This is a genomic window from Aminobacter sp. P4_D5 (assembly GCF_056401815.1).
In genome coordinates, this window is sequence record NZ_JBFUIP010000005.1 from 25,072 (window position 1) to 50,275 (window position 25,204).

The window sequence follows — 25,204 nt, forward strand, 5'->3', positions numbered from 1 at the left end:
TTTCCGATGAAGATCATCGATTGTCATGCGCATATGGCGGTGCCACATCAGCTTCCCGCCTACAAGGCGAGCATCCTGTCGCATCGCGGCGCGCATGGCCGCAAGGCGCCGCCAGTCTCCAACGAAGCGCTGGAACAGGCGTTCAACCGCGTCGAGATGGCACCCATGGGCCACCTCGCCTGCCTTGATCAGGCCGGCGTCGACATACAGCTTTTGTCGCCACGCCCATTTCAGCTGATGCATTCGGAAGAGCCCAAGAAGCTCGTTCACTGGTATGTCGAATACGCCAACGACATCATCGCGCAGGAATGTGCGCTCTACCCCGAGCGGTTCTACGGCGTGGCCGGCCTGCCCCAGACCGGAGACAGCCCGATCACCGAGGCGCTGGCCGAGCTCGAGCGCTGCGTCAAGACACATGGTTTCCGCGGCTGCCTGATCAATCCGGACCCGTTTGAAAACAATGGCCGCATGGCCCCGCCGATGGGTGATCGCTACTGGTATCCGCTCTACGAAAAGCTGTGCGAGTTGGACGTCGTCGGGCATGTCCATTCGGCAAGTTCGCGGGCGCCCGAACGCGAGCCCTATTCGCTGCATTTCATCAACGAAGAAACCACGGCGGTCTATGGGCTGTGCAAGTCGACGGTGCTCGACGACTTTCCCGATCTCAAGATCCTGGTCAGCCATGGCGGCGGCGCGATCCCCTACCAGCTCGGCCGCTTCGATGCGACCACGGTGCCGCGCAATGGCATGTCCTCGTCGGGCGTGCGTTTCCGCGACCAGCTGCAGAAGCTCTATTTCGACACCGTGCTTTATTCGCGCGATGCGATCGAACTGCTGGTCAAGGTGGTCGGCGCTTCGCAGTGCCTCTATGGCGCGGAAATGCCCGGTGTCGGCTCGTCCATCGATCCGGAAACCGGCGAGACCTTCGACACCATCATCCCACACATCAACGGTCTGTCGTTCATCTCAGATGATGAACGCAAAGCAATCCTGGGCGGCAATGCCGCACGGCTTTTCAAGATCGAAGCCTGATCAACACCAGGTCACCTGAAGCGCAGCCTTAGAACAACATGGAGGCTACCCAATGGCGAAAATAGTCGGATTCATCTGCACGGCCCACGGGCCGCAACTGCACACCACGCCTGACAAATGGCTGCTGCGCGTCCAGTCGGACCGCACGCGCAAGCACCCGTTCCGCGGCGGCGTCTATTCCTTCGAAGAACTCTGCGAACTGCGCAAGCACGAAAACCTTGCGGCACGCAGCACCATGGAGGCGATGACCGCCAACTATGAGAAGTGCCACGCGGCCAGCGAACGCCTTGCCGACGCCTTCGACGCCATGAAGGCCGATGTCGCCGTCATATTCGGCAACGACCAGCACGAGATCTACGGCGAGGATTTGAGCCCGCCCTACATGATCTACTACGGCGACAAGATCCGCCATCATCCGGCCACCGAAGAAGGCCGCCGCCTGATGCCACCTGGAGTAGCCGAGGGCGAGGCCGGGCATGCGCCGGAAGAATACCGCGAATACGACACCGTGCCGGAACTGGCCAAGCACATCATCGGCAATCTGGTCGAAAACGAATTCGACATCACCGTGTCGCCCAAGCTGCCGACCCACAATCCGCGCACGACCGGCATCAGCCATGCCTTCGGCCATATCTACCGCCAGGTGATGCGCGACAAGGTCATTCCCAACGTTCCGATCTATCAAAACACCTTCTTCCCGCCGAACCAGCCGACGGCAAAGCGCTCCTACAAGTTCGGTCAGGTCGTGGGCGATGCGATCCGCTCGTGGAACAGCGATGCGCGCGTGGTCGTGTTCGGGTCGGGCGGCATGAGCCACTTCACCATCGACGAGGACTGGGACGCCCGTTTCATGAAGGCGATGCGCGAAAAGGATGCCGAGTTCCTCAAGAACATCCCGCTTTCCGAGCTCCAGTCCGGCACCTCGGAAATGAAGAGCTGGATCACCACCGCCGGCGTCATGGAAAAGATGAACACCGAGTTCCACGAGGTCGCCTATGTGCCATGCTACCGTTCCGAGGCAGGCACCGGCACGGCCCAAGGCATGTACTGGTGGGACGTCAAGCCATGAGCGCCGACCTCATTCAGCGGCTGCGCCAGCTTGATGCCTGCTCCGTTTCCGACGCGCTCGATGCGCTTGGGCTGACCGGTGCTGTCACCGGCATCGCCCGCCGCTCCGGCGGCGGTGTGGTGGCAGGACGGGCGGTTACCGTCTTGCTCGCACAAGGTCCCGCACCTGCCGGTGCGCCCAAGGTGCATCTGGGCGCCCGCGCCATCGAGGCCGGCAACGCTGACAGCGTGATCGTCGTTGCCCATCCCGGCATCGATGCCGGCGGCTGGGGCGGCGTGCTGACCCAGGCCGCGCGTTTTGCCGGCATACAGGGCGTCATCGTCGATGGCCCCTTGCGTGACATGGATGAAGCCAACGGGCTCGACTTTCCGATCTTTGCGCGCGCGACCACGGTGCGCACGGCTCGCGGCCGCGTCCACGAAGTCGCAACCAATGTGACGGTGACCATCGACACAGTGGAGATCACACCTGGCGACTACGTCATCTCGGACGGGTCGGGTGCGGTGTTCATTGCCGCCGACAAGGCGGAGAAGGTGATCCGGACGGCCGAGCGGATCGCGGCCAAGGAACGCCTGATGGTCGAGGCCCTGCTGACCGGCAAGCCGGTCTCCCAGGTGCTCGGCGCCGATTACGAAGACATGCTCGAGGCAATGCAATGACCGACCAGGCCCTAGAACGCGCCGGAAAACACGACTGCGCCACCCTGTCGGATGCGATGGACCGACTTGGCATCGAAGGCGTTTGCCGGGGCATCAAGCCGCGCGACCACAAGTTCAAGCTTGTCGGCCGCGCCTTCACCGTCCGCTATGTTCCCGTCGACGTGCTTGCGCCCGGCAATGTCGGCGACTTCATTGACGACCTGCCCGCTGGAACGGTCGTGGTGCTCGACAATCGCGGCCGCGAGGACTGCACCGTCTGGGGCGACATCATGACCCAGCTGGCCAGCCATAAGGGGCTTGCCGGCACGGTCATCGACGGTGCCTGCCGCGACGTCGATCTCTGCCTCAAGCTCGGCTATCCGATCTACTCGCGCAGCTATTCGATGAAGACCGGCAAGGATCGCGTCCAGGTCGACGCCACCGGCATCACTGTCGAGATCGGCGGCGCGCTTGTCCGCCAGGGCGACATCCTGGTTGGCGACGCCGACGGCGTTGTCGTCATCCCGAGCGAGCGCGCCGGACAGGTTCTGGACCTCGCCGACGAGATCGCCACCGCCGAAAACGCCATCCGGCAAGCCATCACCGAAGGCATGTCGCTGCGCGATGCCCGCACCAAATTCCGCTATCACTCGCTGCAGACGCGCCAATCATGAAGAAGGTCATTCGCAACATCGAGCGCGCCGATAGCGCCACCATCGCCCGGCTGGCCAGGGCCGGCGTCGCCACCACACATGAGGCGTTCGGCCGAACCGGGCTGATGAGCTCTCGGATGCGGCCGATCTATCCAGGCGCCGCCATTGCCGGAAGTGCGGTCACCGTTTTGGTGCCGCCCGGCGACAACTGGATGATCCATGTGGCGATCGAGCTGATCAAGCCGGGCGACATCCTCGTCGTTGCGCCGTTTTCGCCTTCCGACGCCGGCTATTTCGGCGATCTGCTGGCGACCTCGGTCATGGCGCGCGGCGGCATCGGGCTGGTCATCGACGCCGGCGTCCGCGATATCCGCGATCTGACGCAGATGAAGTTCCCAGTTTGGTCGACGGCGATCTGCGCGCAAGGCACGGTCAAGGAGACGCTGGGTTCGGTGAACGTGCCGATCTCCTGCGCCGGCGCGGTCGTCAATCCCGGCGATGTCGTGGTCGCCGATGATGACGGCGTGGCCATCATCCCCCGCGAGATGGCTGAGAAGGTGGCGCATCTCTCCGAGCAGCGCATCGCCGAGGAAGAAGCCAAGCGTAGCGAACTCGCCAAGGGCGTCCTCAGCCTTGATCTCTTCAATTTGCGTGAGCGCCTGAAAGGCAAGGGCCTCGAATACTGACGCCCGCAGCAGCGTAGCACTCCAGTCAGCAATAGGTGAACTCATGAAAACTCAGGTCGGGATTATCGGCGCGGGGCCAGCCGGCCTGCTCGTAGCGCGGATTCTTCAGTTCAACGGCATCGACTCGGTCATCCTGGAACGGCGCACGCGGGAATATGTGCTAGGGCGCGTGCGCGCCGGCGTGCTTGAATCAGGCACCGTCGATACTCTCAGAACCTACGGCATGGGCGAACGCCTCAATCGTGAAGGCATTCCCATGCGCTCGATGCAGCTTTGCTGGGACAAGCAGAAGGCCGACATCTCGCTCGACGACGGCACCGGGCGTCACCTGACCACCTACGGTCAGCAAAAGATCGTCGAGGACCTGATCGTCCAGCGTGAGACCGATGGCCTGCCGGTCATATTTGAAGCCGCCGTGTCGAGGCTCGACGATATCGAGAACGCCCCACGTATCCATTACACCCACAATGGCGAAGACAAGGTGCTGGAGTGCCAGTTCATCGCCGGTTGCGACGGTTATCACGGCGTCAGCCGCAGGCACATTCCGGGCTCCGACGAACACGTGTTCCTGACCGACTATCCGTTTGCCTGGCTGGGCATCCTGGCAGAAGCGGCACCACTCGCTGCTCGTCGCGGCTTCGCCCATTCGACGCGCGGCCTGGCGGTGGCCTCCGCTCGCTCGGCCTCGATCGGCCGGCTCTACCTGCAGGTCGAACCCGATGCCGATCCCAATGCCATGAGCGATCAGCAGATCTGGGACGAACTCGATCTGCGCCTTGAGGATGGTACCAATGCACAGCTCAATCGCGGCGCGATCATCGAGCGCAGCGTTGCCCGTCTTCGCGGTTATGTCTGCGAAAAGATGCGCCACGGCCGGCTAGCCATTGCCGGGGACGCGGCCCATATCGTACCGCCGAGCGGCGGCAAGGGTCTGAACCTTGCGGTCGGCGACGCGCGCATCATGGCCGAAGCGATCCGACGTTTGCTGACAGCCAATGATTCAGGCCTGCTCGATAGCTATTCCGAAATGTGCCTGCGTCGCATCTGGCCGACGGTTCATTGGGCCTGCTCGATGTGCGAGGCCCTGCACATCTTCCCCGGTCAGTCGAGCTTCCAGATGCGCATGCAGTACCAGACGCTCAACCACTGGGGTAACACCGAGATCGGCCAGCAGCGCCTGCGCAAGGCTCAACTCGGCCTGCCTTACGAAATCTGAAGCTCTGCCCATCCGGGACACAGCGGAAGCTGGTCCCGGATGACTTTCAAGTGCCTATAAGAAAGGGCGGCGCTCCAGTGGAACGCCGCTCTACTTTTGTTCCGCTGGCCAGAAGGCCGCGTCAGAAGAAATCAGCCGCAGACCGCGACGATGGCGTTGGCAACATGACCGACATTCTTGTCAGTCAGGCCGGCCACGTTGACGCGACCCGAGCTGGTGATGTGGACATGGTGCTCGACCTTCATCCGCTCGGCGTCGGCAGGGGTAATGCCGAGCATGGCGAACATGCCGCGCTGCGCGCCAAGGAAGCCAAAATCGCGCGTGGTGCGGCCAGCCAGTGCCGCCACCAGCTTGGTGCGCATGCCGTTGATGCGTTCGCGCATTTCGGTGACCTCGGCCTCCCAGCTGTTGCGAAGAGCCGCATTGCCGAGAATATGGGCGACGACGGAAGCACCGTGATCTGGCGGCATCGAATAGTTGGTGCGAACGACCGGCAGCAGGTGGCCATGCGCGCGGGCCGCGGTCGCTTCATCCTTGGCCACCAGCGTGAGCGCGCCGACGCGTTCGCGGTAGAGCGCGAAGTTCTTCGAATAGGAACTGGCGATCAGCATTTCCGGCAGGCGCTCGGCCAGAAGCCTGACGCCGGCCGCGTCCTCATTCAGCCCGTCGCCGAAACCGAGATAGGCAAGGTCGATCAGCGGCATGGCGCCGGTCGAAGCAAGCAGCTCGGCGATCTCGGCCCATTGCGCCAGGCTGGGATCCGCACCACCCGGATTGTGGCAGCAGCCGTGGAACAGCACCAGGTCGCCGGGGCGTGTGGCGCGCAAGGCCTCGATCATCTGGTCGAACTGCAGGGTTCCAGAGGCGACATCGTAATAGGGATAGCTGACCACTTCGAGACCAGCCGCCGCCAGCAGCGAGGGATGGTTCGGCCAGGTCGGTGTCGGCAGGTAAACCTTGCAGCCAGGCTTGAGCCGATTGGCAAAATCGCCCGCAACGCGCAAGGCGCCGGTGCCACCCGGCGTCTGGATCGCCTGCGACCGCGCGATCAAGCCACTATTGGYGCCGAAGATCAGCTCCCTGGTCAGCCGGTTATAGTCGTCGTTGCCGGCCGAGGAGACATACGACTTCGACTTCTGGGTCTCCACCAGGAAAGTTTCCGCCTGCTTGACGGTGGCCAGCACAGGTGCGTTGCCCTGCCCGTCCTTGTAGATGCCGATACCGAGATCAACCTTGTCGGAGCTCGGATCATCGCGAAATTGCTGCATCATCCCAAGCAGCGGATCGGCCGTCGGCGTGGAGAGATTGGAAAACATAACATCCTCGTTTGTCTCGTATTGTGAGACTCTATCGCGTATTTTGAACATGGTCAACTTCTGGCTTGCCGCATCCAGCGGCGGCGCAAGCGACGCCTAGCATTTTTTACGGATGTGCACGACAGGCGACCAGCGCCGGCATCTGACTGGTCATTATCGGGTGCGATTTTTCGTTGACTAGCGAGACGCCGTAACGCATTATGAGACGACATTGTATTCCACGTGACTATTCGCAGGACTTTGGGATGCGCCTTGGCCCAGCTAACGGCCCAGATCAGACCTCCGCCTTGCGGTCAAAAGCTATCGGAGAAGAAAAGCGTGAGCGGGAAGTACGAACCTATGGAGCTGACCGGGGGACAGGCGCTGGTAGCCCAGCTCCTCGAAGAAGGCGTGACCGACATCTTCGGCATTCCCGGCATTCAGCTCGACTGGGCGGTGGAAGCCATCCGCAGCCAGCCCGACCGCATCCGGTATGTCATGCCGCGCCACGAACAGGCGACGTCCTACATGGCCGACGGTTATGCCCGCACGACCGGACGCGAAGGCGTGTTCATGGTCGTGCCGGGACCCGGCGTGCTCAACGCGCTTTCCGGCCTCGCCACCGCCTATGCCTGCAGYTCGCGCGTGCTGTGCATCTCGGGCCAAATCCCCTCGACGCTGATCGGCCAGAAGCACGGCATGCTGCACGAGATCCCGGATCAAAGCGGCATCCTCAAGTCGCTGACCAAATGGCATGGCATTGCTCACCGCCCCGAAGATGTGCCCGCGCTCGTCCACGAAGCCTTCGTGCAGCTCCGCTCGGGCCACCCGCGTCCGGTCGCCATCGAACTGCCGCCGGATGTGCTGCAGGCCAAGGGCGTGACATCAATACTGCCGCGCGCCGAATTCAGCCGGGCCGAGCCGCAACAGGACGCCGTCAAGGCGGCTGCGACCATCTTGGCGCAGTCGAAATTCCCGGTCATCCAGGTTGGCGGTGGTGCTGCCGCATCCGGCGCTGGCAAAGCCATCCAAGCGCTCGCCAAGCGGCTGCAGGCGCCTGTGGTCATGACCGACGGCGCGCGCGGCATCCTTGACGACAACCACCCGCTGGCGCTGACGTCGCTTGGCGGCCGGGCCGTGTTTCCCCATGCAGATGTGGTTGTGGCTGTCGGCACCCGTTTCATCGACGGCATCGCCAAGCCCACCCATGCCAGCGACAAGACCAAATATATCTACGTCAATGTCGACGCTGGGGCTGCCAGCGCACCCCGTGCACCAGGCTGCCTGGTGCTATCGGATGCGGCTGCCGGCGCCGAAGCGCTTCTCGCCGCCCTGCCGGCAGATGAGCGCACCTCGTCCGCCGACAAGATTGCCAAGGTCAAAGCCTGGTCCTCATCGCAGACCGACGCGATCCAGCCGCAGACCGACTATGTCAGGGCCATCCGCTCCAGCATGGCCGACGACGACATCCTGGTCAGCGAACTGACCCAGGTCGGCTATTTCTCCAACATCGCCTTCCCAGTCCATGCCGCCAACTCCTACGTCACCCCAGGCTATCAGGGCACGCTGGGCTACGGCTTCAACACGGCACTTGGTGCCGCGCACGGCAATCCGGACCGGCGCGTGGTTTCGCTCAATGGCGACGGCGGCTTCGGCTGGGGCATGCAGGAGCTGGCGACGCTTTCACGCGACGGTTGCAACATGTCGGTCGTGGTGTTCGTCGACGGCCATTACGGCAATGTTCGCCGCATCCAGCAGCGCACCTTCGGCGAGACCTTCGCGGTCCAGCTTGCCAACCCGGATTTTGCGCATCTGGCGAGCGCCTTCGGCCTGCCCTTTGAAAAGGTGGACTCGCCGCAGGGACTTCACGACTCGCTTGTGCGGGCAAAAGACAGCAAGGGCCCTGCCCTGATCGCCGTCTCGGTTAGCGAGATGCCGAGCCCCTGGGCGCTGATCCATCCTTTCGTGCCCTCGCCGGTCGTACCGCCGGCAAACCCACTCGGCGAACCGCACGCCTAGGCCTGTTCCGCGGACGCGCGGCCACGCCTTTAACCGAAACGGCTTGGGGATGGCCGCAACAATGAACGACGGTCACCAAGACAACGCCGGCGCGACAATCCAGGTAATTGTCCGCCGGATGTCCTACGAAACGCCCTCGGTCCTTTCCTACGATCTGCGGCCCGCCGATGGCGGGCCTCTGCCGTCGTTCGAGCCCGGCGCCCACATCGATATCCATCTGCCCGATGGGCTTGTACGACAGTACTCGCTGATCGGCCCTAGCGACGGGGCCGATTACCGCATCGCCGTGGCGCTCGACCGCGCTACCCGCGGCGGTTCGCGCTGGCTTCATGTCAGCGCCCGGCCGGGCGACCGCATCAAAATTTCCCCGCCACGGACGAGCTTTCAACTGGCCGAGACGGCTGGCCCATCGATCCTGATCGCCGGTGGCATCGGCATCACGCCATTGCTGGCCATGGCCCGGCAGCTGCAAGGGACGGGGGCCGACTGGCATCTGCATTATGCGGTGCGCACGCGCGGCGACTGCGCCCTTCTCGACGAGCTGACAGCACTCGGCGGAAACATCCACCTGCATATCGACAGCGAAAATGATCGCCTGCTCGACATAGCAGGGATCGTCAGCCAGGCCGGCCCGGACACTCATTTCTACTGCTGCGGGCCACAGCCGATGCTGGATGCGTTTTTGGCCGCAAACCAATCCCGCGATCCCTCGACGGTGCACTACGAGTCTTTCACCCCGACGGTGCCGGCGGCGGACGATGGCGGCTTCACGGTCGTCCTGAACAAGTCGGGCGCCTCGGTCAGTGTCGGGGCCGACCAGACAATTCTCGGTGCGCTGGAACAGGCGGGGGTCCACGCGCCCTCGTCCTGCCGCAACGGGGTCTGCGGCACCTGCGAAACACGCGTTCTGGAGGGTGTGCCGGACCATCGCGACAAGGTTCTCAGCGACGGCGAACGCGCCGCCGGGAACACAATGATGATCTGCTGCTCACGCGCCAAGACGGCGCTTTTGCGGCTCGACCGCTAGGGAGGTATTCATGACCAAGGACGGATCAGCCTACGCGCTGCCCAAGCCGACATATTTTGCCGAGTTGACCGAAGTGGAACGCGGAACGCCGATGGGCGAACTGCTGCGCCGCTATTGGCACCCGGTCGGCCTGTCGGAAGACGCCACAGCCACGCCACGAAAAATCATGGCGCTAGGCGAGGAGCTCATCTTATTTCGCGACGGCAAGGGGCGCCCCGGCCTGGTCCACCCGCGCTGCGCGCATCGCGGCGCCTCGCTCTATTACGGCCGCGTCGAAGAAACTGGCATTCGCTGCTGCTACCATGGCTGGCTGTTCGACACCGAAGGCAATTGCCTCGAACAGCCCTGCGAACCGGAAATGGGCGAAAAGACCCGCGGCCATGTCCGCCAGCCGCACTATCCGCTTGGAGAGAAGTATGGCCTGATCTTCGCCTATATGGGCCCGCTCGACCGCAAGCCCGTGCTGCCGAGCTACGATGTGCTTGAAGGTCTTGCGGACGGCGAGTTCCTGGAAACCGATGACAGCAGTATCGGCAGCGGTGGTCCTGTCATCGTCGATTGCAACTGGCTCCAGCACTACGAAAACGTGCTCGACCCATTCCATGTGCCGATCCTGCACGGCTCCTTCAGCGGCGATCAGTTCAATTCCAAGATGAGCCTGATGCCGCGCGTGACCTTCCACTACACACCGCGCGGCGTGTCGAGCCTGCAATTACGCGATTTGGAAGCCGGCGAACATCAGCGCATCACCGAGGCGGTGGTACCCACCGTGCGCGCTGTCGCAAGCCCGGTCGCGACTGTCGACGGACCCTGCACTCTGCTCGGCTGGGTGCTGCCGATGGACAACACTTCGTTCCGCATCTACTCGGTCGGCCGCGTCACGGAAGCCGGCACGCTGGCAAAAATCCGCTCGAAATATGCCGGCAAWCTCTGGCAGGAACTCTCTGAGCAGGAACACCAGAAGCTGCCGGGAGACTATGAGGCCCAGGTCGGCCAAGGACCGATCACCTTCCACTCGGAAGAAAACCTGACCTCGACCGATCAAGGCATCGGTATGCTCAGGCGCGTCCTGCGCCAACAGGTCGATGCGGTGGCAACAGGCAAGGATCCGATGGGCGTGGTCTTTGATCCAGCCAAGGCGCTGGTCCAGCTCGAGGCCGGGTCGCGCACCGTCCCCAAAGCATGATTGAATTGCCGGCTCGCGGACTTACCTGCGGCCGGCAAAGCACCTGTGATCAGCTTGATTGCCGGGGCATCAGCGGCGGGGTGACGCCGTCGGCGTAACGCTTCTGGATCTCGCTCGCCACCGACCGGACCGTCGCGAGCAGCTGGACGTCCGGCTCGGGCACAAGCAGCGACGACGACAGGATCACCCCCAGCGAGGCACAAATCTGGCCGTCGGCTTCGAATATCGGGGCAGCGATGCCGCCGAGCCCGTTGCCGCGCGTGTCGGTTTCGAAATCGACACCGTGGGCCGACAAATTCTCGACGACCCGAGGCGGCACCGGCTTCTTGTTTTCGAAGTAATAAAACAGCCGAGCGGCCGGCGATCCGGGCAGGCTGAGCACCATGCCGGGCTGCACCATGATTCCGGGCTCGAACGGATTTGGCACGGCGTGCACGACCATCGCACCGCCCTTGATCGGCGTGGTCAGCAACGCTGTATGCCCGGTCTGTGCGCATAATTCGCTGAGATAAGGTCGGGCGATCTCGACGACGTTGCTGCGGTAGACGGCCGCGCGGCCGAATTTGAACAGCTTGCGGCCGAAGACGTAACCCTCGCCCTCCCTGGCGTGGTCGACAAGTCCGAGGCGCGTCAGTGTCTGCAGATGCCTGGAAACCCTAGCCTTGGTCATGTCTAGCGAACGCGCAAGCTCGGTCACGCGCACGGGCCCCGGGGCATCGGCGAGCGCATCGAGAATCTCGACCGCAACCTCGACGCTTTTCACCGTTGACGATGATCTCTGATCGTCGTCATTGTCTGGGTCAGACCGTCTCATGGCTGTTCTTCCGCTACACGTGCCCTGTTATATGTCACGCATAGCAAGAAGTAATCACGAAATTCGAGACAACTGGCGGAAAACCCCCTTACGTCGGCTCCCGGCGTGACCTGGCCAGACGCGCGTACTCAAAGCCCTGCGGTAAAGCCGACAACGCCCTTGAAGCCGTAGCCGCCCTCAAAGCTGGTCGAGGCCAGCGCTTCGCCGTGCAGGGCATATTTGCCGCCGGCCCATTTGTAGGTGCCGCCGAAGCCGAGTTCGCCGCCGAAGCGTTGGGGCTCGAAGGCGACGTTGACACCTGATACGGCGACAGAGGTGCCGTCGAGGAACTCGTAGGTCAGGTTGGCGATGCCGTAAACGTGGTTGCCGCTGGTATCGGCATCGTAATTGACGGCAGCACCGAGGCGGCCCTTGAGGCTGTCACCTTGGCGCAGGGCAACATTGGCGCCGAACGGATCGGTGAAGGCATCGAAATCGACCGAGGCATAGGCCAGCTGCGCCTGCGGCGTCAGCGACCACGTGGCGTCGAGCGCAATCTTGCGTCCGGCTTCGAGGCTGAGCGCATAACCGCTGCCGTGGATGCCGTCGCCGATTGTGCCGATGCCAACAGCACTCATGTCGGAGCGCAAGGTCGCCACCTGCGCCTGGCCGTCGACATAAAAGCCAGTCTGGCCATACCAGGTCAAATTGGCGCCAATGCCATGACTTTCGGTGGTGTTCGAGCCATCGCCGAGGCTTGAGAAGATGTCGGCTGTAGCGTGCGAATATTGCGCCGTCAGCCCGCCAATCAGCATGCCGGCAGTGCCTTCGTAGAGCTGGCCGTCGAAACCGGCCTGCACCAAGACTGTGTCGGCGTCATAGGCGGCATTGGCAGTGGAAGTATCGGCCTCGACATGGCCGTGCGCTGCCTCGATGCGAGTCCAAATGGCGGCCTCGCGCGATATCGCGCCGCCATTCACCGCATTGCGCACGCGTTCGCCAACACGCTGCTCGAGCGTCGGCAGCGCCACCATGCCAAGCAGCACCTGCGGATAGTTTTCGTAGACCGGCACGGTGGGCGCGAGGCCACCAGCGCGCAGGTACCAGTCACCATCTGCCGGGTTGGTGATGCCGTGCTGGAACAAATTATAGCGATAGGCACCGCCAATTGCCGGGCCGTTGAGCACGAAAGCGTCGGCCGCCGAAGCGCCGTCGACCTGGACGATCCTGATGCCGTCGCCGGTGGTTTCGGCGCCGGCGCCGCCGACATTGATGACCCGCACCTTGGTCGCGCCGGTGCCCAGGATGGTGTCGCCAGTGACGACGAGCAGATCAGTTGGCGAATTGTCAGCGCCGAGCTTGGCCTCGATCTCCAATGCGCCGCCATTGCTAGTGTAGTCGCCGGCGACGGTGAATGTGCCGATCGAATTGCCCGGCGCGATGATACCGCCGGCATTGTTGGTCGTTGCGCCGACCGTGCCAGTGCCTTGCAGGCGTCCGCCAAGCACGTCCATGGTGCCACCGAGGATGCCGTTCACGGAAAGGGTGCCGGCGCGGACAGTCGTTGCGCCGGTGAAGCCCGAGCTGTCGCCTTCGAGGCGCGTAGTGCCCGAACCGGTCTGGTTGATCCTGCCATTGCCGGACATAGGCAGTGCGAAGGCGTAGTCGCTGTTGGTGTGGTTGAAATTCAGCGCACCCGTGCCGCCGGCAAGGGTGATGGAGGCGACATCCAAATGGCCCGCGCCCGTTGCCGCTTCGCCAACCGCGCCGCCGATGTTGATCGTCCCACCCTTGTTGATCGTCAGAACGCGCGAAGGCGCGACTGCGACAAAGGAAAAGGTGCCGCCGTCCGCAACGGTGATGATGCCAGTTCCGTTGGTCCCGAAGATCAGGCTGTTGACGCTATGCCGTGAACCGGCGCCCGAGATCAGGATGTTGGAGGTCTTGCCGGCGAGATGGCCGATCGACATATTGCCGTTCTGCATCAAGCCGCCATCGAGGATCCTGAGCGACACATTCCCAAAAAAGCCGAGCGAGCTTTGCCAGCGTGACCCGGTGCCGGAGATCAGGATCGTCGCACTTCCCGACCCGGCGCCCGCAACACCGGCGCCCATGGCGATCTGCCCCCCATGGATGATCGCGCCGCCGTCGAGGATATTGTAGGTGGCGTTGCCATGCAGCGAGCTGATGGCGGATTGCGTTCTGAACTCCGACCCATCTCCGATCAAGTTCAATGTCGCCTTTGTACCCGCCACATTCGCGACGTTGACGTTTCCGCTGGTGTTCTGGAACATGCCCCCATTTTCAACCGTCATCGTGACACCGGCCGCAGAACCAATGGCGCCGAGGCTGGCTCCCGTGGTGAGCTTCGATCCAATCCCGCTGATGATCAGGCCGGCATTGGCGCCGGTCAGGGACAGCGTGCCGCTGTTTGCCACCGTGCCACCATCACTGATGCGCAGCCCGCCCCCGGAGATCGTCGTGCTCGCGTAGCTGCTCGCGCCCGTCAGGGTCAGTGTGCCGTCGCCCGCCTTGGTGGCGCCTCCGGCCCCGGTGATGGCGCCCGACTGCGTTGCGCTGGCCCCCACCCCCACGGTCAATATTGAAGGGGCGGTAACGCCCGTGGTTCTCACCTCGCCATTGCCGTAGCTGATGTTCTGTGCCTGCGCCTGAGTTGACGCTATCGTGGCAATCGCCAGCGACAAAACCAGAACAGAATGTGACACCGCACAACGTGGTAGGCCATATAGGCTACCGAATGGGTGATCGGCGGAAATGGTCTTGGTGACGATAGGCATGGCTGCTCCTGCCCGAAGCCGCATTTCTGAAGCCCGGATCGCTGGTCTGATACGAGCCTTCCTGTCAGGGGGGAATGCATGCAGCAAGCTGCCGCAGAACTGATCCCTCAAGATACCCGCCGCAAGGGGAGCATTCGCATAGAATTGGCTATATCGAAGCGGCGCCATGTCTCATTTTTCTATGCATTTTGTCTCAAGCCATTCACCGCGCTTCTACCGGGCCGTGCTGATCGTCTTCGACGCACGCAAGAATAGGTGGAACACGACATCAAATCACCTTACCAACCGTCAGGTGAGGTTTCGGCCTTGGCGAGGGAAAAAACGATGGGACAAGCTGGAACGGACATCCGATAGTGGCTGACGAAGTGCTGCTTTCGACGGACTTCGTCGAACCGGGCCTGCGCGACGAAGTCTGGCGCGAGATCGCCAAGCCCTATTTCGAGGCGACGCAAGGCGACGGGGACGAAGACACCCTGCAAGGCTCAATCCTGTCGCGGTCACTGAACACGATACTGCTGGGGGCGACGACATTCAACGGACAACGCTACAGCCGGGATCGGCGCATCGTCTTGCAGAGTGGGCTCGACCATTATCTGGTGCAGCTTTTCGTCTCCGGTTCGCTCCTGGGCGATTGCGACGGCCGCATGATCTCCGTCGATCCGGGCGACATCTGGGTCTTCGACCTTGCCCGCACCTTCAAAGGCAGTGCACGCGCCGGATCGACGATTTCGATCGTCCTGCCGCGCGAGCGCGTCGATAAAGCGGCTGACGGGTACAGCCTGCATGGCGAAGTGCTCAAGGCAGGGTCTCCCGTCACGCGGCTTTTGACGGATTTCATCGTCAGCCTGTCGAACGTGTCGGCTGAGATGGAGCATGCCGATATGCTTGCCCTTGAGGGAGCCGCCATCGATCTGCTGGCATGCGGCCTGGCGCGCCAGCTCCCTGACGGCGCAATAGGCGACCAGGCACTTGCACATGTGCTCCGCCGACGCGTGCTCGATTTCATCGACGCAAATCTGTCTGAACCTGAGTTGGGGCCGACCCTGCTGATGCGGCGTTTCCGCGTATCACGGGCCCACCTCTACAGGACGTTCGCCACCGATGGGGGCGTCGCCAGGGTAGTGCGCGAAAGGCGCTTGGATGCGGCCTATGGCGAGCTTGTGCGCCCTGGCCATCCGTCGCGCTCGATAACCGAGATGGCCTCTCGGCTTGGCTTTTCCGGCAGCTCTCAGTTCCTGCGCGCATTCCGCGCCCGCTTCGGCATGACGCCGAGCGAAGCCCGGCAGGAAAAGGCCCGGCCGACACTGGCCGATCGGCGGCTGGCGCAGGTACAGGCGCGCTTGCTGGAATATTCGCAGAACCTTCTTGCGGATGACGCGTCTCATGCCGGCACTCACGACGGAGACAGCTGAGGGGTTTGCCAGAGGCCGCCATCGCCGCCTCGCCGCCCAAATTTGAAGTGGCATCGCGACAGGTCAACCTGCGACGGCCGCTGCCTGGAAGCGGTGGACGAAATCTTCGAGGACGGGGCGCTCCGTATCCGAGATTGCCCAATAGGAAAAAGCGCCATCGTTCCAGCGTACCAGCGAGAACCCGTTCGCCGAAAGAGCCGCCTCGGCTGGCGCTACGGCGATCTCCTGTGGCACCGCGACAAGCGTAATCAGGTGCTCATTGTGACGGTAAACGAGCGCCGGCACCGGCTTGTCCCCAATCACTTCGACCCGGCCTCCGAGAAGTGAATATCCATCTTTCGCAAGGTCGGGCGCCGGTGGCGAGACTCCGATCCTGGCGTCCAGCCATGGCTTTACCGTATGGCGGTCCGAAGAAGCGACGTCCACCGCGCTAGCCGCCAGAAGGCTGCGACGATGGCTGCTGGCGATTGCCGTGGCGAAGCTGTCCTGCGCTATGGGCGCCGTCATCCAGTAGGTGGCACCGCTTGCCACGGCAGCCGAGACCAGCGCCGAGGCGGCCAGGGCGCGCCAACCCGACAAACGGAAGCTGTCATTTGCCGGCCTCGTTGCCGCCTGCTTGTGTGCAGCGAGTTCGGCGATGCGCGCCCGAAAAGCGTCGCTGATCTCGGGCCTGGGCAAGCTGGAAACAGCGGTGCGGAGCGCATCGATCCGCGCATGTTCGGCAGCAAGGACCGGATCGCTCGCCATGCGCCGCTCAAGCGCCAAGGCCGCTGCAGCGTCGAGTTCGCCATCGACCAGGGCATGGATCAGAAGGCGCATGTCAGGCGAATTGGTCGGCAGTCCGTTATCTTCGATCATGATTGCCCCCAAGTTGCGAAATCAGCATTACTCGGGCTCGCGAAAGGCGGGACATGACCGTGCCTAGYGGCACGTCAAGCATTGCTGCGATCTCCCTGTAGCTGAGGTCGTTGATGTCGCGCAGCACGATAATTTCCCGATATTGGTGCGGCAGGGATGCTATGGCCGCTTCAAGTGCCGCGATGTCGGCTTTGGCGATCAGGGCCGCCTCGGGGCCATCGACGGGCTGAATGTCCTGCGAAGCGGCCATCTCGTCGAGATCGCTGAGATCTCCAACAGCAACGATACTGCGTGGCCGGTTGCGCGAGAGCCACGAGTAAGAGGTGTTGCGCACGATGCTCAATAACCAGGCGCGGGCATTGCCGCCGGCATAGCTGCCGATGCCGGCATAGGCCTTGAGACAGGCCTCCTGCACCACGTCTTCGGCGTCCACCGCATTGCCGGTCAGCCAGCGCGCCAGCGCCAAAGCGTCGCCAAGATGAGGCAGAACCACCTCACCAAAGCGTTCGGCCGAAACATTGCCGCTCAACACAGCCGTATCATCCGGGACTCCCAACAAGGTTCGCGGACGGCTTTCAAAAAGTAACTGTGACCTTGCCCTGCATATGCGGGTGTAGCCCGCAAAAATAGGGGAAGTCGCCAGCCTTGGTAAAGGTGAAGGCATAGGTGTCGCCTGTGTCAAGCGCCTTGGACCTGAAGGAGCCATCGCTCGATACGACCAGATGCGGAATGTCGTCGTCATTGCGGAACGTGACCGTCGTCCCGGCTTTCACGGTCAATGTTCGCGGCGTGAAGGCGAAGTTTTCGATCTTCACCATCGGCGCATCGGCCGCGAGCAAAGGTGCATCCATGGCGGCCAGGCCAAGGCCCACAACGATCGCCGCGAGTAGAGCTGAACGGATCATGCGAATGCTCCTTCGGCTTTCCACTCAAGCTTCGGCAAGCGTGTGATCGATGATGGCAAGCTCGCCACCGCCCTGCTTCACCGCAACGGAGGTGGTGCCGAGCAAACCGCGAAGCTTGCCTGGTTCGACCGTCATTGGCCCCGGTGCCGGAGCCGTGCCCGGTGCCGGCTGCGGAAAGGCCGTCGAGCGCGCAGTATGGAAAGTCACATTGCCTTCGACCTTCTGCATGATTTGATGGATATGGCCGTTCAGCACAGTGACCGAGCCAAAACGTTTGAGTAGAGCGAGCGCGTGTGCCGCGTCGTCGGTGCCCCAGCCCCATTCCGGATAGACGGCCCACAACGGGATATGCGCAAACACGACGACCGGGGTGGAGTTGCTGACCGGCTTCAGGTCGTCGGCCAGCCAGGCGAGCTGGTCCGCGCCGAGATTGCCAAGCCCGCCGGCCTTCAGATTGACGACGTTGACGAGGCCGACGAAGTGCACACCGTTCTGGTCGAACGAGTACCAGCCGGCACCCTTGGTGCCCTTGCCGTAACGTTCGAGATAGGCCTGCCCGTTGCCCTCATCGATGACATCATGTTCGCCGGGAACATAACGCACGTCGAAACCCGAGCCACCGATGATCTGGGCTGCGTTGTCGAACTGCGCTGCTTTGGAAAGATGGGTGATGTCGCCGGTGTGGATCAGGAAGGAGGGCTTTGTCTTGAGTGCCTTGATCTTGGCTATCGCCTCCTTCAGCGTATCGATCGCATGCGGATTGGCCGCCTTGTCGAAGCCGATATGGCTGTCTGAAATCTGCAGGAAGGTGAAGCCGGTGGACAATGCCGCGGCCGCCTCGGCTTCGCCCAGAAGGTTGAGCGAAACCGGCACGCCGCCTGAAATCGTCCACAAGATGCCTGTGCCTGCCCAGATCATGCACTCCAGCGCATGGCGACGGCTCATGCCCTCGCCGTCCTTTTCGTCATAATGGGTCATGTCGATCTCCTGCCGCGCCGCTTGTGGCGCATGCCTAGGAGACCTCGGGACGGACAGGTTTATTCCAGCAGCAACAGCTGGCGCCGGTCACGATGACGTGACGGCATAGGCGCCTGGTCTATGCCGTCCTCAACTGCCGATCAGCTGGCGTTTGCCCGGGCGTGGTCTACATAGATCTCGCGCAGCCTGGTGACGACCGGGCCTGGCTTGCCGTAGCCGACCGGTTTTCCGTCGATCCGGGTCACCGGCATAACGAAGGTTGAGGCGCTGGTGATGAAGGCCTCCGCCGCGCCCAAGGCTTCCTCGACGGTAAATCGGCGTTCCTCAAGCGTCAGGCCGCTCTCGTCCATCAACTGAACGATCGCCTGTCGCGTGCAACCAGGCAGTGTGCGCCTGCTGTTGGCCGGCGAGACGATCTTGCCGTCATGCGTGATGATATAGGCTGTGGACGACGCACCTTCGGTGACATGGCCGTCCTCGACCATCCACGCCTCGTCGCAGTTTTCGGCGCGCGCGTCGCGCTTGGCCAGCACCTGCGGCAGCAGCGATACGCTCTTGATGTCGCGCCTGGCCCAGCGCTGGTCGGTCACCGTCTTGACGGCAATGCCGGTCTTGGCAGCAGCAACGTCGACCAGAACCTTGGGCTGTGTGAACAGGAGCAGCGTCGGCTCCAACTCATCGTCAAACAGGAAATTCCGTTCCTCGGCACCGCGCGTCAGCTGGAGATAAACGACGCCCTCCTCGAGTCCATTGCGCTCGATCAGGGCATGTTCGATCTGCTCGATCGCAGCCGTGGTGACCGGCAGGCGCAAGCCAAGCTCGCGCGCCGAACGTTCCAGCCTTGCCATATGCAACGCGCTGTCGACGAGCTTTCCTCCAAGGACCGCGGTGACCTCATAAATGCCGTCGGCAAACAGGAAGCCGCGATCGAAAATCGACAGCTTCGCCTCGCTGGCCGGAAGGTAGCTGCCGTTCAGCCAGACAATGCGGTTTTGTCCGCCATTGGTCATTGGAACTCTCCAAAGCTGGGTGATGTTAGCGCTGCTTGTTTCGAGCCAGCGCTTTCAATGAAATTGCCTCGACGCGAGACGGCTTGCCGGTGCCGGCATCATAGCCATCGAAGGTGTGCGCCATGCACAGCGAGTTGAGGATGGCTTCTTCTGTCGCTTCGATCACCGCCTCAAACAGCGGCGACACCAGTTCATTGGGCAGTGTCGGCGCGGTGACGATGCCGGCACGCCTTTCGGGTGTGCGGCGAACGCTTTCATTGGTCGAAAACACCAGCGCATAGTCGCCCGAGCCGTTGCTGAGGGCCGCGCCCGTCCTGGCGAGGCCGCCGAAAGCACGCTGGCCCAGCCGCTTCAAATTGCGCTCGCACAAGGGTGCATCCGTCGCCACCACGATGACGATGGAGCCATCCTTGTCCTCTGAAGCAGGCTTGGCGCTCCAGGGCTCACCATCGACCAGCAGCCGGCCGCCATAGTTCGACTGCACCAAAACACCAATCGTGAAGGTCTCGCCGTCCTTGAAAGGTACGCGCCGCGAGCTTGTGCCAATGCCGCCCTTCATCCCGAAGGCCACCGTGCCTGTGCCCGCGCCGACCGCCCCTTCGGCGACCGCGCCATCCCCAGCGGCATCGATCGCTGCGCTGATCTCCGAAATGTCCGGGCGCCCAGCGCGAATGTCGTTCAGGCGGGAATCGTTGGTCTCGCCGACCACGGCATTGATCGACACCACCCGGTTGTTCCCCGGCTGCGCCAGCGTATGAGCGTGGATCGCCTCGATGGCGCGTCCGGTCGCCAGCGTGTTGGTCAAGACGACAGGTGTTTCGATCTCGCCCAATTCATCGATCTGGGTCGAGCCTACGAACTTGCCATAGCCGTTGAAGACAGCGAGCGCGGCGGGGACCTTGTCGCGAAAGATGTTGCCGCCATGCGCCAGGATCGCGGTGGCGCCTGTGCGGATGGTATCGCCTTCGACGACGGTCGAGTGCCCCACCAGAACGCCTGCAACGTCGGTGATCGCATTGAGCGGACCCGGCGCGAAAACGCCTGGCGCTATGCCAAGGTCACGCAACCWGCAACGCGTCGATGTCTGAGGAATGTCCGTGGAGCCGTGTTTCATGCGACATCCTTAGTTCCGTTTGCCGGCCGGAGACATTGCAAAGGTGGAATAGTTTGATGCCGTTGCCGCAAGCCGCAGAAAGAGCTCGGCATCCCGGCTGACGGCTGAGCGATTTGCGTCCGGACAAACTATTCCAGAACTGCATGACCCATGCCCTTTTGCGAATTTGCATTTGTCGGCTCATATCCGGATACTCGCGGAAAAGAATTTTAGGGTGGGGAAAGTCGATGATGAAAAGTGCCGGTAGCCCGGATATGATCCTGCATAACGGCATCGTCTGGTGCGGCTATGCGGAAGGCATCCGGCAGGCTGTCGCGATTGGCCAAGGCACAGTGCTGGCAACCGGATCCGACGAAGAGATTCTCGCGCTGAAAGGCGCTGAAACCAAGCTCATCGACCTCAACGGGCAGTTCGCGACACCCGGCCTCAACGACGACCATTTGCATCTGATTTCCACCGGCCTTTCCATGCAATGGGTCGACGCCAGCCCGGAATCGGCGCCGACGCTTGCCATCCTGCTCGACAAGCTACGCAAACGGGCCCAGGAGACGCCCAAGGGCGGCTGGGTGCTGGCGCGCGGCTATGACCAGGTCAAGCTCGATGTCGGCCGTCATCCGCACAAGAGCGAACTCGACCAGGTAACCACAGACCATCCGCTGATGCTCGTGCGCGCCTGCGGCCATATCAGCATCTTCAACTCGCGCGCTTTCGAGCTGGCGAACGTCAACGCCTCGACACCGGCGCCAGCCGGCGGCGTCATCGAAACGGTCAACGGGACTTTGACCGGCATGGTGGCGGAAAACGCGCAATCCGTGTTGCGCGCGGCGATCCCTGTCCCGAGCCAAGACGACCTGATCGATGCCATTGAACGAGCCGGCAAGTACCTTTTGTCCTATGGCATCACCAGCTGCATGGACGCAGCCGTCGGACAGGTCGATGGCTTCGCCGAAATCCACGCCTACAACAAGGCAAAGAAAGAGGGCCGGTTGCCGGTGCGGGTCTGGCTGACATTGCTCGGCGACCCCGGCAATTCGGTCGTCGACGAAGCCTATGCCGCCGGGCTGGTCTCGGGTGCCGGCGACGATTGGCTGCGGGTGGGCGCGGTCAAGATCTTCCTTGACGGTTCGGCTGGCGGGCGCACCGCCTGGATGTCGGAGCCCTATCTCGGCGAAGACAACACCGGCGTGCAGATCCTGTCCGATGACGAGCTCGAAAAGCTGGTCGCGGAGCATCACGCCCAGGGCTACCAGCTCGCTTGCCATGCCATTGGCGACCGCGCCATCGGGCAGCTGATCACCGCCTATGAAAAGGCGCTGGCAGCCGTTCCGGATGCCGACCGCCGCCACCGGATCGAACATTGCGGCTTTTCAACCGAAGCCCAGCACAAGCGCATGCTCGCGGCCGGAATTTACCCCTGCCCGCAGCAGGCGTTCATTTATGATTTCGGCGACAGCTATATCTCAGTGCTCGGTGAGGAACGTGCGCTGTCCAGCTATCCGCTGAAGACCTGGGACGATCTCGGTTTCAAGCCGGGCACGGGCAGCGACTCGCCTGTCTGCCTGCCCAACCCATTCCCTAATCTCTACTCCATGGTCACCCGCAAGACCTGGAAGGGAACGGTCATGGACGCAGGCCAGCGCGTGCCGATGGACAAAGCGCTTCAGGCCTACACCGAGTATGGCGCGTTTTCGCAGAAGGCCGAAACGATCAAGGGCCGCATCGTTGCTGGCCAATTGGCTGACATCGCAGTCTTCTCACGCAACCTGCTCACCGCATCACCAGAAGAAATCCTGCACGACACACAATGCACCCTGACGATCGTGGCAGGCGAAGTCGCTCATGAGCGCCCGACCGCCGCGTAGAGCGGAACGAATAAAATAATAAAAACAATACAATAGCTAAAACAAATAGGAGGAATCTCGCATGTTCAAAACCTTGTCCTTGACCGCGATGCTGATGCTCGGCGTGTCCACAGCAGCACTTGCGGAAGAGCCGCGCTCAGGCGGCGTGCTCAATTTCGTGGCCCCTTACGGCTCCAGCTTCGCCACACTCGACATCCACGCCACGCCCCAGACTCAGGACGAATTCTACGCCAAGGCGATCCATCGCAGCCTTTACAGCTGGGATTCGCTTAAGAATGAACCCGTGCTCGAGCTGGCAACCAGCGTTTCGGTGTCCGACGACGGCAAGGTCTACACCTACAAGCTGCGCGACAACGCCTTCTTCCACAACGGCCGCAAGATGACCGCCGATGACATCATCTGGTCCTACAAGCGCCTTGCCACGCCCTCCAACGCCTTCCCCGGCGCCCGCTACATCGCCGACATCGAAGGCGCCGATGCCTTCGCCAGCGGCAAGGCGACCGAGATTTCTGGCCTGAAGAAGATCGACGATTTGACGCTGGAGATCACCTTCACCGCGCCGATCAATCCCGGCTTCAACCTGATGCGCACCAACGCGGCCATCTATCCCGCCGACATCGGCGACAAGGCGGCGACCCATCCGATCGGGCTTGGGCCTTTCAAATTCGTCGAGCACGTGCCGGGATCGCGCATCGTGGTCGAGAAGTTCGACAAGTTCTACGAGCAGGGCAAACCCTACCTCGACAAGATCAACATCGTGATCATGGAAGATTCCGCGGCCCGCGACGTTGCCTTCCGCAATCAGGAAATCGACGTGACGGTGCTGGGGCCGACCCAGTATGTTGCCTATCAGGGCGATGCCGCACTGTCCAAGAACATCCTGGAAGTGGCCGAAGGCTACACCCGCAATGTCGGCTTCAACCCCAATTTCGCACCCTTTGCCGACAAGCGCGTGCGGCAAGCGATCAACTACGCCATCGACACCAAGCTGATCGTCGAGCGGCTTGCCAAGAACAAGGCCTACCGCGCGGTGAGCTGGCTGCCATTGTCGTCTCCGGCCTATGACACCACAGCCCAGCCCTACGCCTACGATCCGGAAAAGGCCAAGGCGCTGCTGGCAGAGGCCGGCTTCGACAAGGGCTTCGAGTTCGAACTCACGGCAACGCAGAATGAAAGCTGGGGCCTTCCCATTGTCGAAGCGATCATTCCGATGCTGGCCAAGGTTGGCGTCACAGTGAAGGCCAAGCCGGTCGAAGCGTCCGTCCTGTCCGAAGTCGTGCCGGCGGGCGACTTCCAGGCTTATATGTGGTCGAACGAGAGCGGACCTGATGCGCTCGCAGCACTGCAGTGCTTCTATTCGAAGACCGCGCAAAGCGCCTGCAATTACTCCAACTACAAAAACCCCGAATTCGACAAGCTGTTCGAGGCGGCCCAGACAGAGCGTGACCAGACGGCCAAGACCGAACTTCTGAAGAAGGCCAACAACTTCCTGCAGGAAGAAGCGCCGGTCTGGTTCTTCAACTACAACAAGGCGGTCATGGCCTATCAGCCCTGGCTGCATGGCCTGAAGCCGAACGCTACCGAGCTGGCCATCCAGGACTACGAAGATCTCTGGATCGACGAGACCGCGCCCGCTTCGCGGAAGTAACCTCCATCATAACTAAGAGTCCCCGACCCGCTGCCTGCGGGTCGGGAGAACGGGAGGGGTCTGCCCGGATGCTGCGCTTTATCATTCGCCGGATATTGCAGGCGATCCCGACCGTTATCGCGGTCGCGCTTTTGATTTTCGTCATCTTCTCGGTGGTTCCGGGAAGCTTCACATCCAGCCTGATCGCCGACGGGCGATCAGCATCCGACCCTTTGCTTGTCGAGCGGCTGAACAAGGAATTCGGCCTCGACAAGTCGCTGCCCGAACGCTTTACCTCTTACGTCTACGATCTTGCGCGTTTCGACCTCGGCACCTCGTTTCGAACGCGGCAGCCTGTGACGGACGTGATCGGCGCGCGGCTATGGCCGTCGCTGAAACTGGCAATGGCAGCGATGGTCTTTGCTGTGGTTTTCGGCGTGCCGCTGGGGTTTCTCGCAGCACTCAAGCCCGGCAGCATTCTTGATACGGTGACAATGATCGGCGCGGTTTCGGGCCTGTCATTGCCGCAGTTCTGGCTCGGCCTGCTGTTGATGTATCTCTTCGCGCTCCAGCTCGGCTGGCTGCCCAGCTTCGGCTACGGAGATGGCGGGCTGCGCTATCTGATCCTGCCGGCGATCACGCTGGGCCTGACGCCTCTGGCGCTGCTTGCCCGCACGACCCGCGCCGGCGTGCTCGAAGTGATGAATGCCGATTTCATTCGCACAGCATATTCCAAAGGCATGAGCAGTGGACGCGTCGTGCGCTGGCATGTGACGCGCAACGCGCTGGTGCTGATCGTCACGACCATCGGCCTGCAGTTCGGCTCGCTGATGGGACAGGCGGTGGTGATCGAAAAACTGTTTTCCTGGCCGGGCCTTGGCTCATTGCTGGTCGACAGTGTCGCGCTGCGCGACATTCCGGTCGTGCAAGGCAGCATCCTCGTCATCGTCTTGTGGTTTTTGCTCATCAACACGATCGTCGACGTCGTCTATGCCGCGATCGATCCACGTATCAAGCAGGACTGAG

General features: G+C 62.3%; 22 protein-coding genes. 13 read left to right on the forward strand and 9 right to left on the reverse strand.

The window, feature by feature from the left end:
- Positions 1-6 precede the first annotated feature (6 nt).
- Genes AC1DWF_RS02325 through AC1DWF_RS02350 form a run of 6 tightly spaced genes read left to right on the forward strand, consistent with a single transcriptional unit; the run spans position 7 to position 5,294 of the window.
- Positions 7-1,032: an amidohydrolase family protein gene (locus AC1DWF_RS02325; protein WP_476785979.1), complete on the forward strand. Its 1,026-nt coding sequence runs from the start codon at positions 7-9 to the stop codon at positions 1,030-1,032.
- A gap of 52 nt (positions 1,033-1,084) precedes the next feature.
- Positions 1,085-2,101, forward strand: coding sequence for a DODA-type extradiol aromatic ring-opening family dioxygenase (locus AC1DWF_RS02330; protein ID WP_476804315.1), 1,017 nt, complete (start codon positions 1,085-1,087; stop codon positions 2,099-2,101).
- Positions 2,098-2,760: an RraA family protein gene (locus tag AC1DWF_RS02335; RefSeq protein ID WP_476788706.1), complete on the forward strand. Its 663-nt coding sequence runs from the start codon at positions 2,098-2,100 to the stop codon at positions 2,758-2,760. The genes AC1DWF_RS02330 and AC1DWF_RS02335 overlap by 4 nt, the downstream gene beginning before the upstream one ends.
- The gene (locus AC1DWF_RS02340; protein WP_476788707.1) at positions 2,757-3,413 is read left to right on the forward strand and encodes an RraA family protein; all 657 of its coding nucleotides are present in this window, start codon (positions 2,757-2,759) and stop codon (positions 3,411-3,413) included. The genes AC1DWF_RS02335 and AC1DWF_RS02340 overlap by 4 nt, the downstream gene beginning before the upstream one ends.
- A complete protein-coding gene (locus AC1DWF_RS02345) occupies positions 3,410-4,078 on the forward strand; it encodes a 4-carboxy-4-hydroxy-2-oxoadipate aldolase/oxaloacetate decarboxylase (protein ID WP_476786731.1) in 669 nt (222 codons plus the stop codon). The genes AC1DWF_RS02340 and AC1DWF_RS02345 overlap by 4 nt, the downstream gene beginning before the upstream one ends.
- Positions 4,079-4,121: 43 nt before the next feature.
- Positions 4,122-5,294 (forward strand): 4-hydroxybenzoate 3-monooxygenase, encoded by a 1,173-nt coding sequence (locus AC1DWF_RS02350; RefSeq protein ID WP_476788709.1) that lies wholly within the window; start codon positions 4,122-4,124, stop codon positions 5,292-5,294.
- Positions 5,295-5,425: 131 nt separating this feature from the next.
- On the opposite strand, the gene AC1DWF_RS02355 is transcribed toward AC1DWF_RS02350, so the two are convergent.
- Positions 5,426-6,610, reverse strand: a complete 1,185-nt coding sequence (locus tag AC1DWF_RS02355) for an amino acid aminotransferase (RefSeq protein WP_476841425.1) — start codon at positions 6,608-6,610, stop codon at positions 5,426-5,428.
- A gap of 318 nt (positions 6,611-6,928) precedes the next feature.
- Here AC1DWF_RS02355 and AC1DWF_RS02360 point away from each other — a divergent pair, with 318 nt between their 5' ends.
- The 3 genes from AC1DWF_RS02360 to AC1DWF_RS02370 all read left to right on the forward strand — a co-directional run bounded on the left by AC1DWF_RS02360 (position 6,929) and on the right by AC1DWF_RS02370 (position 10,821).
- Positions 6,929-8,608, forward strand: coding sequence for a thiamine pyrophosphate-binding protein (locus AC1DWF_RS02360; RefSeq protein WP_476788711.1), 1,680 nt, complete (start codon positions 6,929-6,931; stop codon positions 8,606-8,608).
- A 61-nt stretch (positions 8,609-8,669) separates the two neighbouring features.
- Entirely contained in the window at positions 8,670-9,635 is a 966-nt protein-coding gene (locus AC1DWF_RS02365) for a PDR/VanB family oxidoreductase (RefSeq protein WP_476787356.1), read from the forward strand.
- A 10-nt stretch (positions 9,636-9,645) separates the two neighbouring features.
- Positions 9,646-10,821: a Rieske 2Fe-2S domain-containing protein gene (locus AC1DWF_RS02370; protein WP_476841426.1), complete on the forward strand. Its 1,176-nt coding sequence runs from the start codon at positions 9,646-9,648 to the stop codon at positions 10,819-10,821.
- 49 nt (positions 10,822-10,870) lie between these two features.
- Here the strand turns inward: AC1DWF_RS02370 and AC1DWF_RS02375 are convergent, their stop codons facing one another.
- Both AC1DWF_RS02375 and AC1DWF_RS02380 read right to left on the reverse strand, forming a co-directional pair.
- On the reverse strand, positions 10,871-11,635 hold the full coding sequence (locus AC1DWF_RS02375) for an IclR family transcriptional regulator (RefSeq protein ID WP_476784249.1): 765 nt from the start codon (positions 11,633-11,635) through the stop codon (positions 10,871-10,873).
- Between the two features lie 128 nt (positions 11,636-11,763).
- Positions 11,764-14,412 carry an autotransporter family protein gene (locus tag AC1DWF_RS02380; RefSeq protein WP_476784250.1) on the reverse strand — a complete coding sequence of 883 codons (2,649 nt, stop codon included), beginning with the start codon at positions 14,410-14,412 and terminating at the stop codon, positions 11,764-11,766.
- A gap of 353 nt (positions 14,413-14,765) precedes the next feature.
- Between AC1DWF_RS02380 and AC1DWF_RS02385 the strand changes: the two genes are divergently transcribed.
- Entirely contained in the window at positions 14,766-15,824 is a 1,059-nt protein-coding gene (locus tag AC1DWF_RS02385; RefSeq protein WP_476788713.1) for a helix-turn-helix domain-containing protein, read from the forward strand.
- Between the two features lie 63 nt (positions 15,825-15,887).
- On the opposite strand, the gene AC1DWF_RS02390 is transcribed toward AC1DWF_RS02385, so the two are convergent.
- From AC1DWF_RS02390 to AC1DWF_RS02415, 6 genes are all read right to left on the reverse strand, one after another.
- Positions 15,888-16,682 (reverse strand): anti-sigma factor family protein, encoded by a 795-nt coding sequence (locus tag AC1DWF_RS02390; protein ID WP_476788714.1) that lies wholly within the window; start codon positions 16,680-16,682, stop codon positions 15,888-15,890.
- A complete protein-coding gene (locus tag AC1DWF_RS02395) occupies positions 16,669-17,211 on the reverse strand; it encodes a sigma-70 family RNA polymerase sigma factor (protein WP_476784253.1) in 543 nt (180 codons plus the stop codon). Before AC1DWF_RS02395 ends, AC1DWF_RS02390 begins: the two co-directional genes overlap by 14 nt.
- 46 nt (positions 17,212-17,257) lie before the next feature.
- The gene (locus AC1DWF_RS02400) at positions 17,258-17,587 is read right to left on the reverse strand and encodes a cupredoxin domain-containing protein (protein ID WP_476784254.1); all 330 of its coding nucleotides are present in this window, start codon (positions 17,585-17,587) and stop codon (positions 17,258-17,260) included.
- A gap of 24 nt (positions 17,588-17,611) precedes the next feature.
- The gene (locus AC1DWF_RS02405; protein WP_476788715.1) at positions 17,612-18,565 is read right to left on the reverse strand and encodes a metallophosphoesterase family protein; all 954 of its coding nucleotides are present in this window, start codon (positions 18,563-18,565) and stop codon (positions 17,612-17,614) included.
- A gap of 140 nt (positions 18,566-18,705) precedes the next feature.
- On the reverse strand, positions 18,706-19,575 hold the full coding sequence (locus AC1DWF_RS02410; RefSeq protein WP_476788716.1) for a D-amino-acid transaminase: 870 nt from the start codon (positions 19,573-19,575) through the stop codon (positions 18,706-18,708).
- 25 nt (positions 19,576-19,600) lie between these two features.
- Positions 19,601-20,689: a P1 family peptidase gene (locus AC1DWF_RS02415; protein ID WP_476841427.1), complete on the reverse strand. Its 1,089-nt coding sequence runs from the start codon at positions 20,687-20,689 to the stop codon at positions 19,601-19,603.
- Positions 20,690-20,919: 230 nt separating this feature from the next.
- Here AC1DWF_RS02415 and AC1DWF_RS02420 point away from each other — a divergent pair, with 230 nt between their 5' ends.
- The 3 genes from AC1DWF_RS02420 (at position 20,920) to AC1DWF_RS02430 (ending at position 25,203) form a co-directional block, all read left to right on the forward strand.
- Positions 20,920-22,551, forward strand: a complete 1,632-nt coding sequence (locus AC1DWF_RS02420; RefSeq protein WP_476788733.1) for an amidohydrolase — start codon at positions 20,920-20,922, stop codon at positions 22,549-22,551.
- A gap of 61 nt (positions 22,552-22,612) precedes the next feature.
- Positions 22,613-24,199: an ABC transporter substrate-binding protein gene (locus AC1DWF_RS02425; RefSeq protein ID WP_476788717.1), complete on the forward strand. Its 1,587-nt coding sequence runs from the start codon at positions 22,613-22,615 to the stop codon at positions 24,197-24,199.
- Between the two features lie 68 nt (positions 24,200-24,267).
- Complete coding sequence (locus tag AC1DWF_RS02430; protein WP_476788718.1) at positions 24,268-25,203, forward strand: ABC transporter permease; 936 nt, start codon at positions 24,268-24,270, stop codon at positions 25,201-25,203.
- Position 25,204 lies beyond the last annotated feature (1 nt).

Bases quoted from the DNA above. Each gene is read 5' to 3' on its own strand.
- AC1DWF_RS02380 (WP_476784250.1), bottom strand. From the start codon at position 14,412: ATGCCTATCGTCACCAAGACCATTTCCGCCGATCACCCATTCGGTAGC.
- AC1DWF_RS02420 (WP_476788733.1), top strand. From the start codon at position 20,920: ATGAAAAGTGCCGGTAGCCCGGATATGATCCTGCATAACGGCATCGTC.
- AC1DWF_RS02405 (WP_476788715.1), bottom strand. From the start codon at position 18,565: ATGACCCATTATGACGAAAAGGACGGCGAGGGCATGAGCCGTCGCCAT.
- AC1DWF_RS02330 (WP_476804315.1), top strand. From the start codon at position 1,085: ATGGCGAAAATAGTCGGATTCATCTGCACGGCCCACGGGCCGCAACTG.
- AC1DWF_RS02425 (WP_476788717.1), top strand. From the start codon at position 22,613: ATGTTCAAAACCTTGTCCTTGACCGCGATGCTGATGCTCGGCGTGTCC.
- AC1DWF_RS02390 (WP_476788714.1), bottom strand. From the start codon at position 16,682: ATGATCGAAGATAACGGACTGCCGACCAATTCGCCTGACATGCGCCTT.
- AC1DWF_RS02400 (WP_476784254.1), bottom strand. From the start codon at position 17,587: ATGATCCGTTCAGCTCTACTCGCGGCGATCGTTGTGGGCCTTGGCCTG.
- AC1DWF_RS02335 (WP_476788706.1), top strand. From the start codon at position 2,098: ATGAGCGCCGACCTCATTCAGCGGCTGCGCCAGCTTGATGCCTGCTCC.
- AC1DWF_RS02350 (WP_476788709.1), top strand. From the start codon at position 4,122: ATGAAAACTCAGGTCGGGATTATCGGCGCGGGGCCAGCCGGCCTGCTC.
- AC1DWF_RS02430 (WP_476788718.1), top strand. From the start codon at position 24,268: ATGCTGCGCTTTATCATTCGCCGGATATTGCAGGCGATCCCGACCGTT.
- AC1DWF_RS02340 (WP_476788707.1), top strand. From the start codon at position 2,757: ATGACCGACCAGGCCCTAGAACGCGCCGGAAAACACGACTGCGCCACC.
- AC1DWF_RS02325 (WP_476785979.1), top strand. From the start codon at position 7: ATGAAGATCATCGATTGTCATGCGCATATGGCGGTGCCACATCAGCTT.
- AC1DWF_RS02365 (WP_476787356.1), top strand. From the start codon at position 8,670: ATGAACGACGGTCACCAAGACAACGCCGGCGCGACAATCCAGGTAATT.
- AC1DWF_RS02375 (WP_476784249.1), bottom strand. From the start codon at position 11,635: ATGAGACGGTCTGACCCAGACAATGACGACGATCAGAGATCATCGTCA.
- AC1DWF_RS02410 (WP_476788716.1), bottom strand. From the start codon at position 19,575: ATGACCAATGGCGGACAAAACCGCATTGTCTGGCTGAACGGCAGCTAC.
- AC1DWF_RS02345 (WP_476786731.1), top strand. From the start codon at position 3,410: ATGAAGAAGGTCATTCGCAACATCGAGCGCGCCGATAGCGCCACCATC.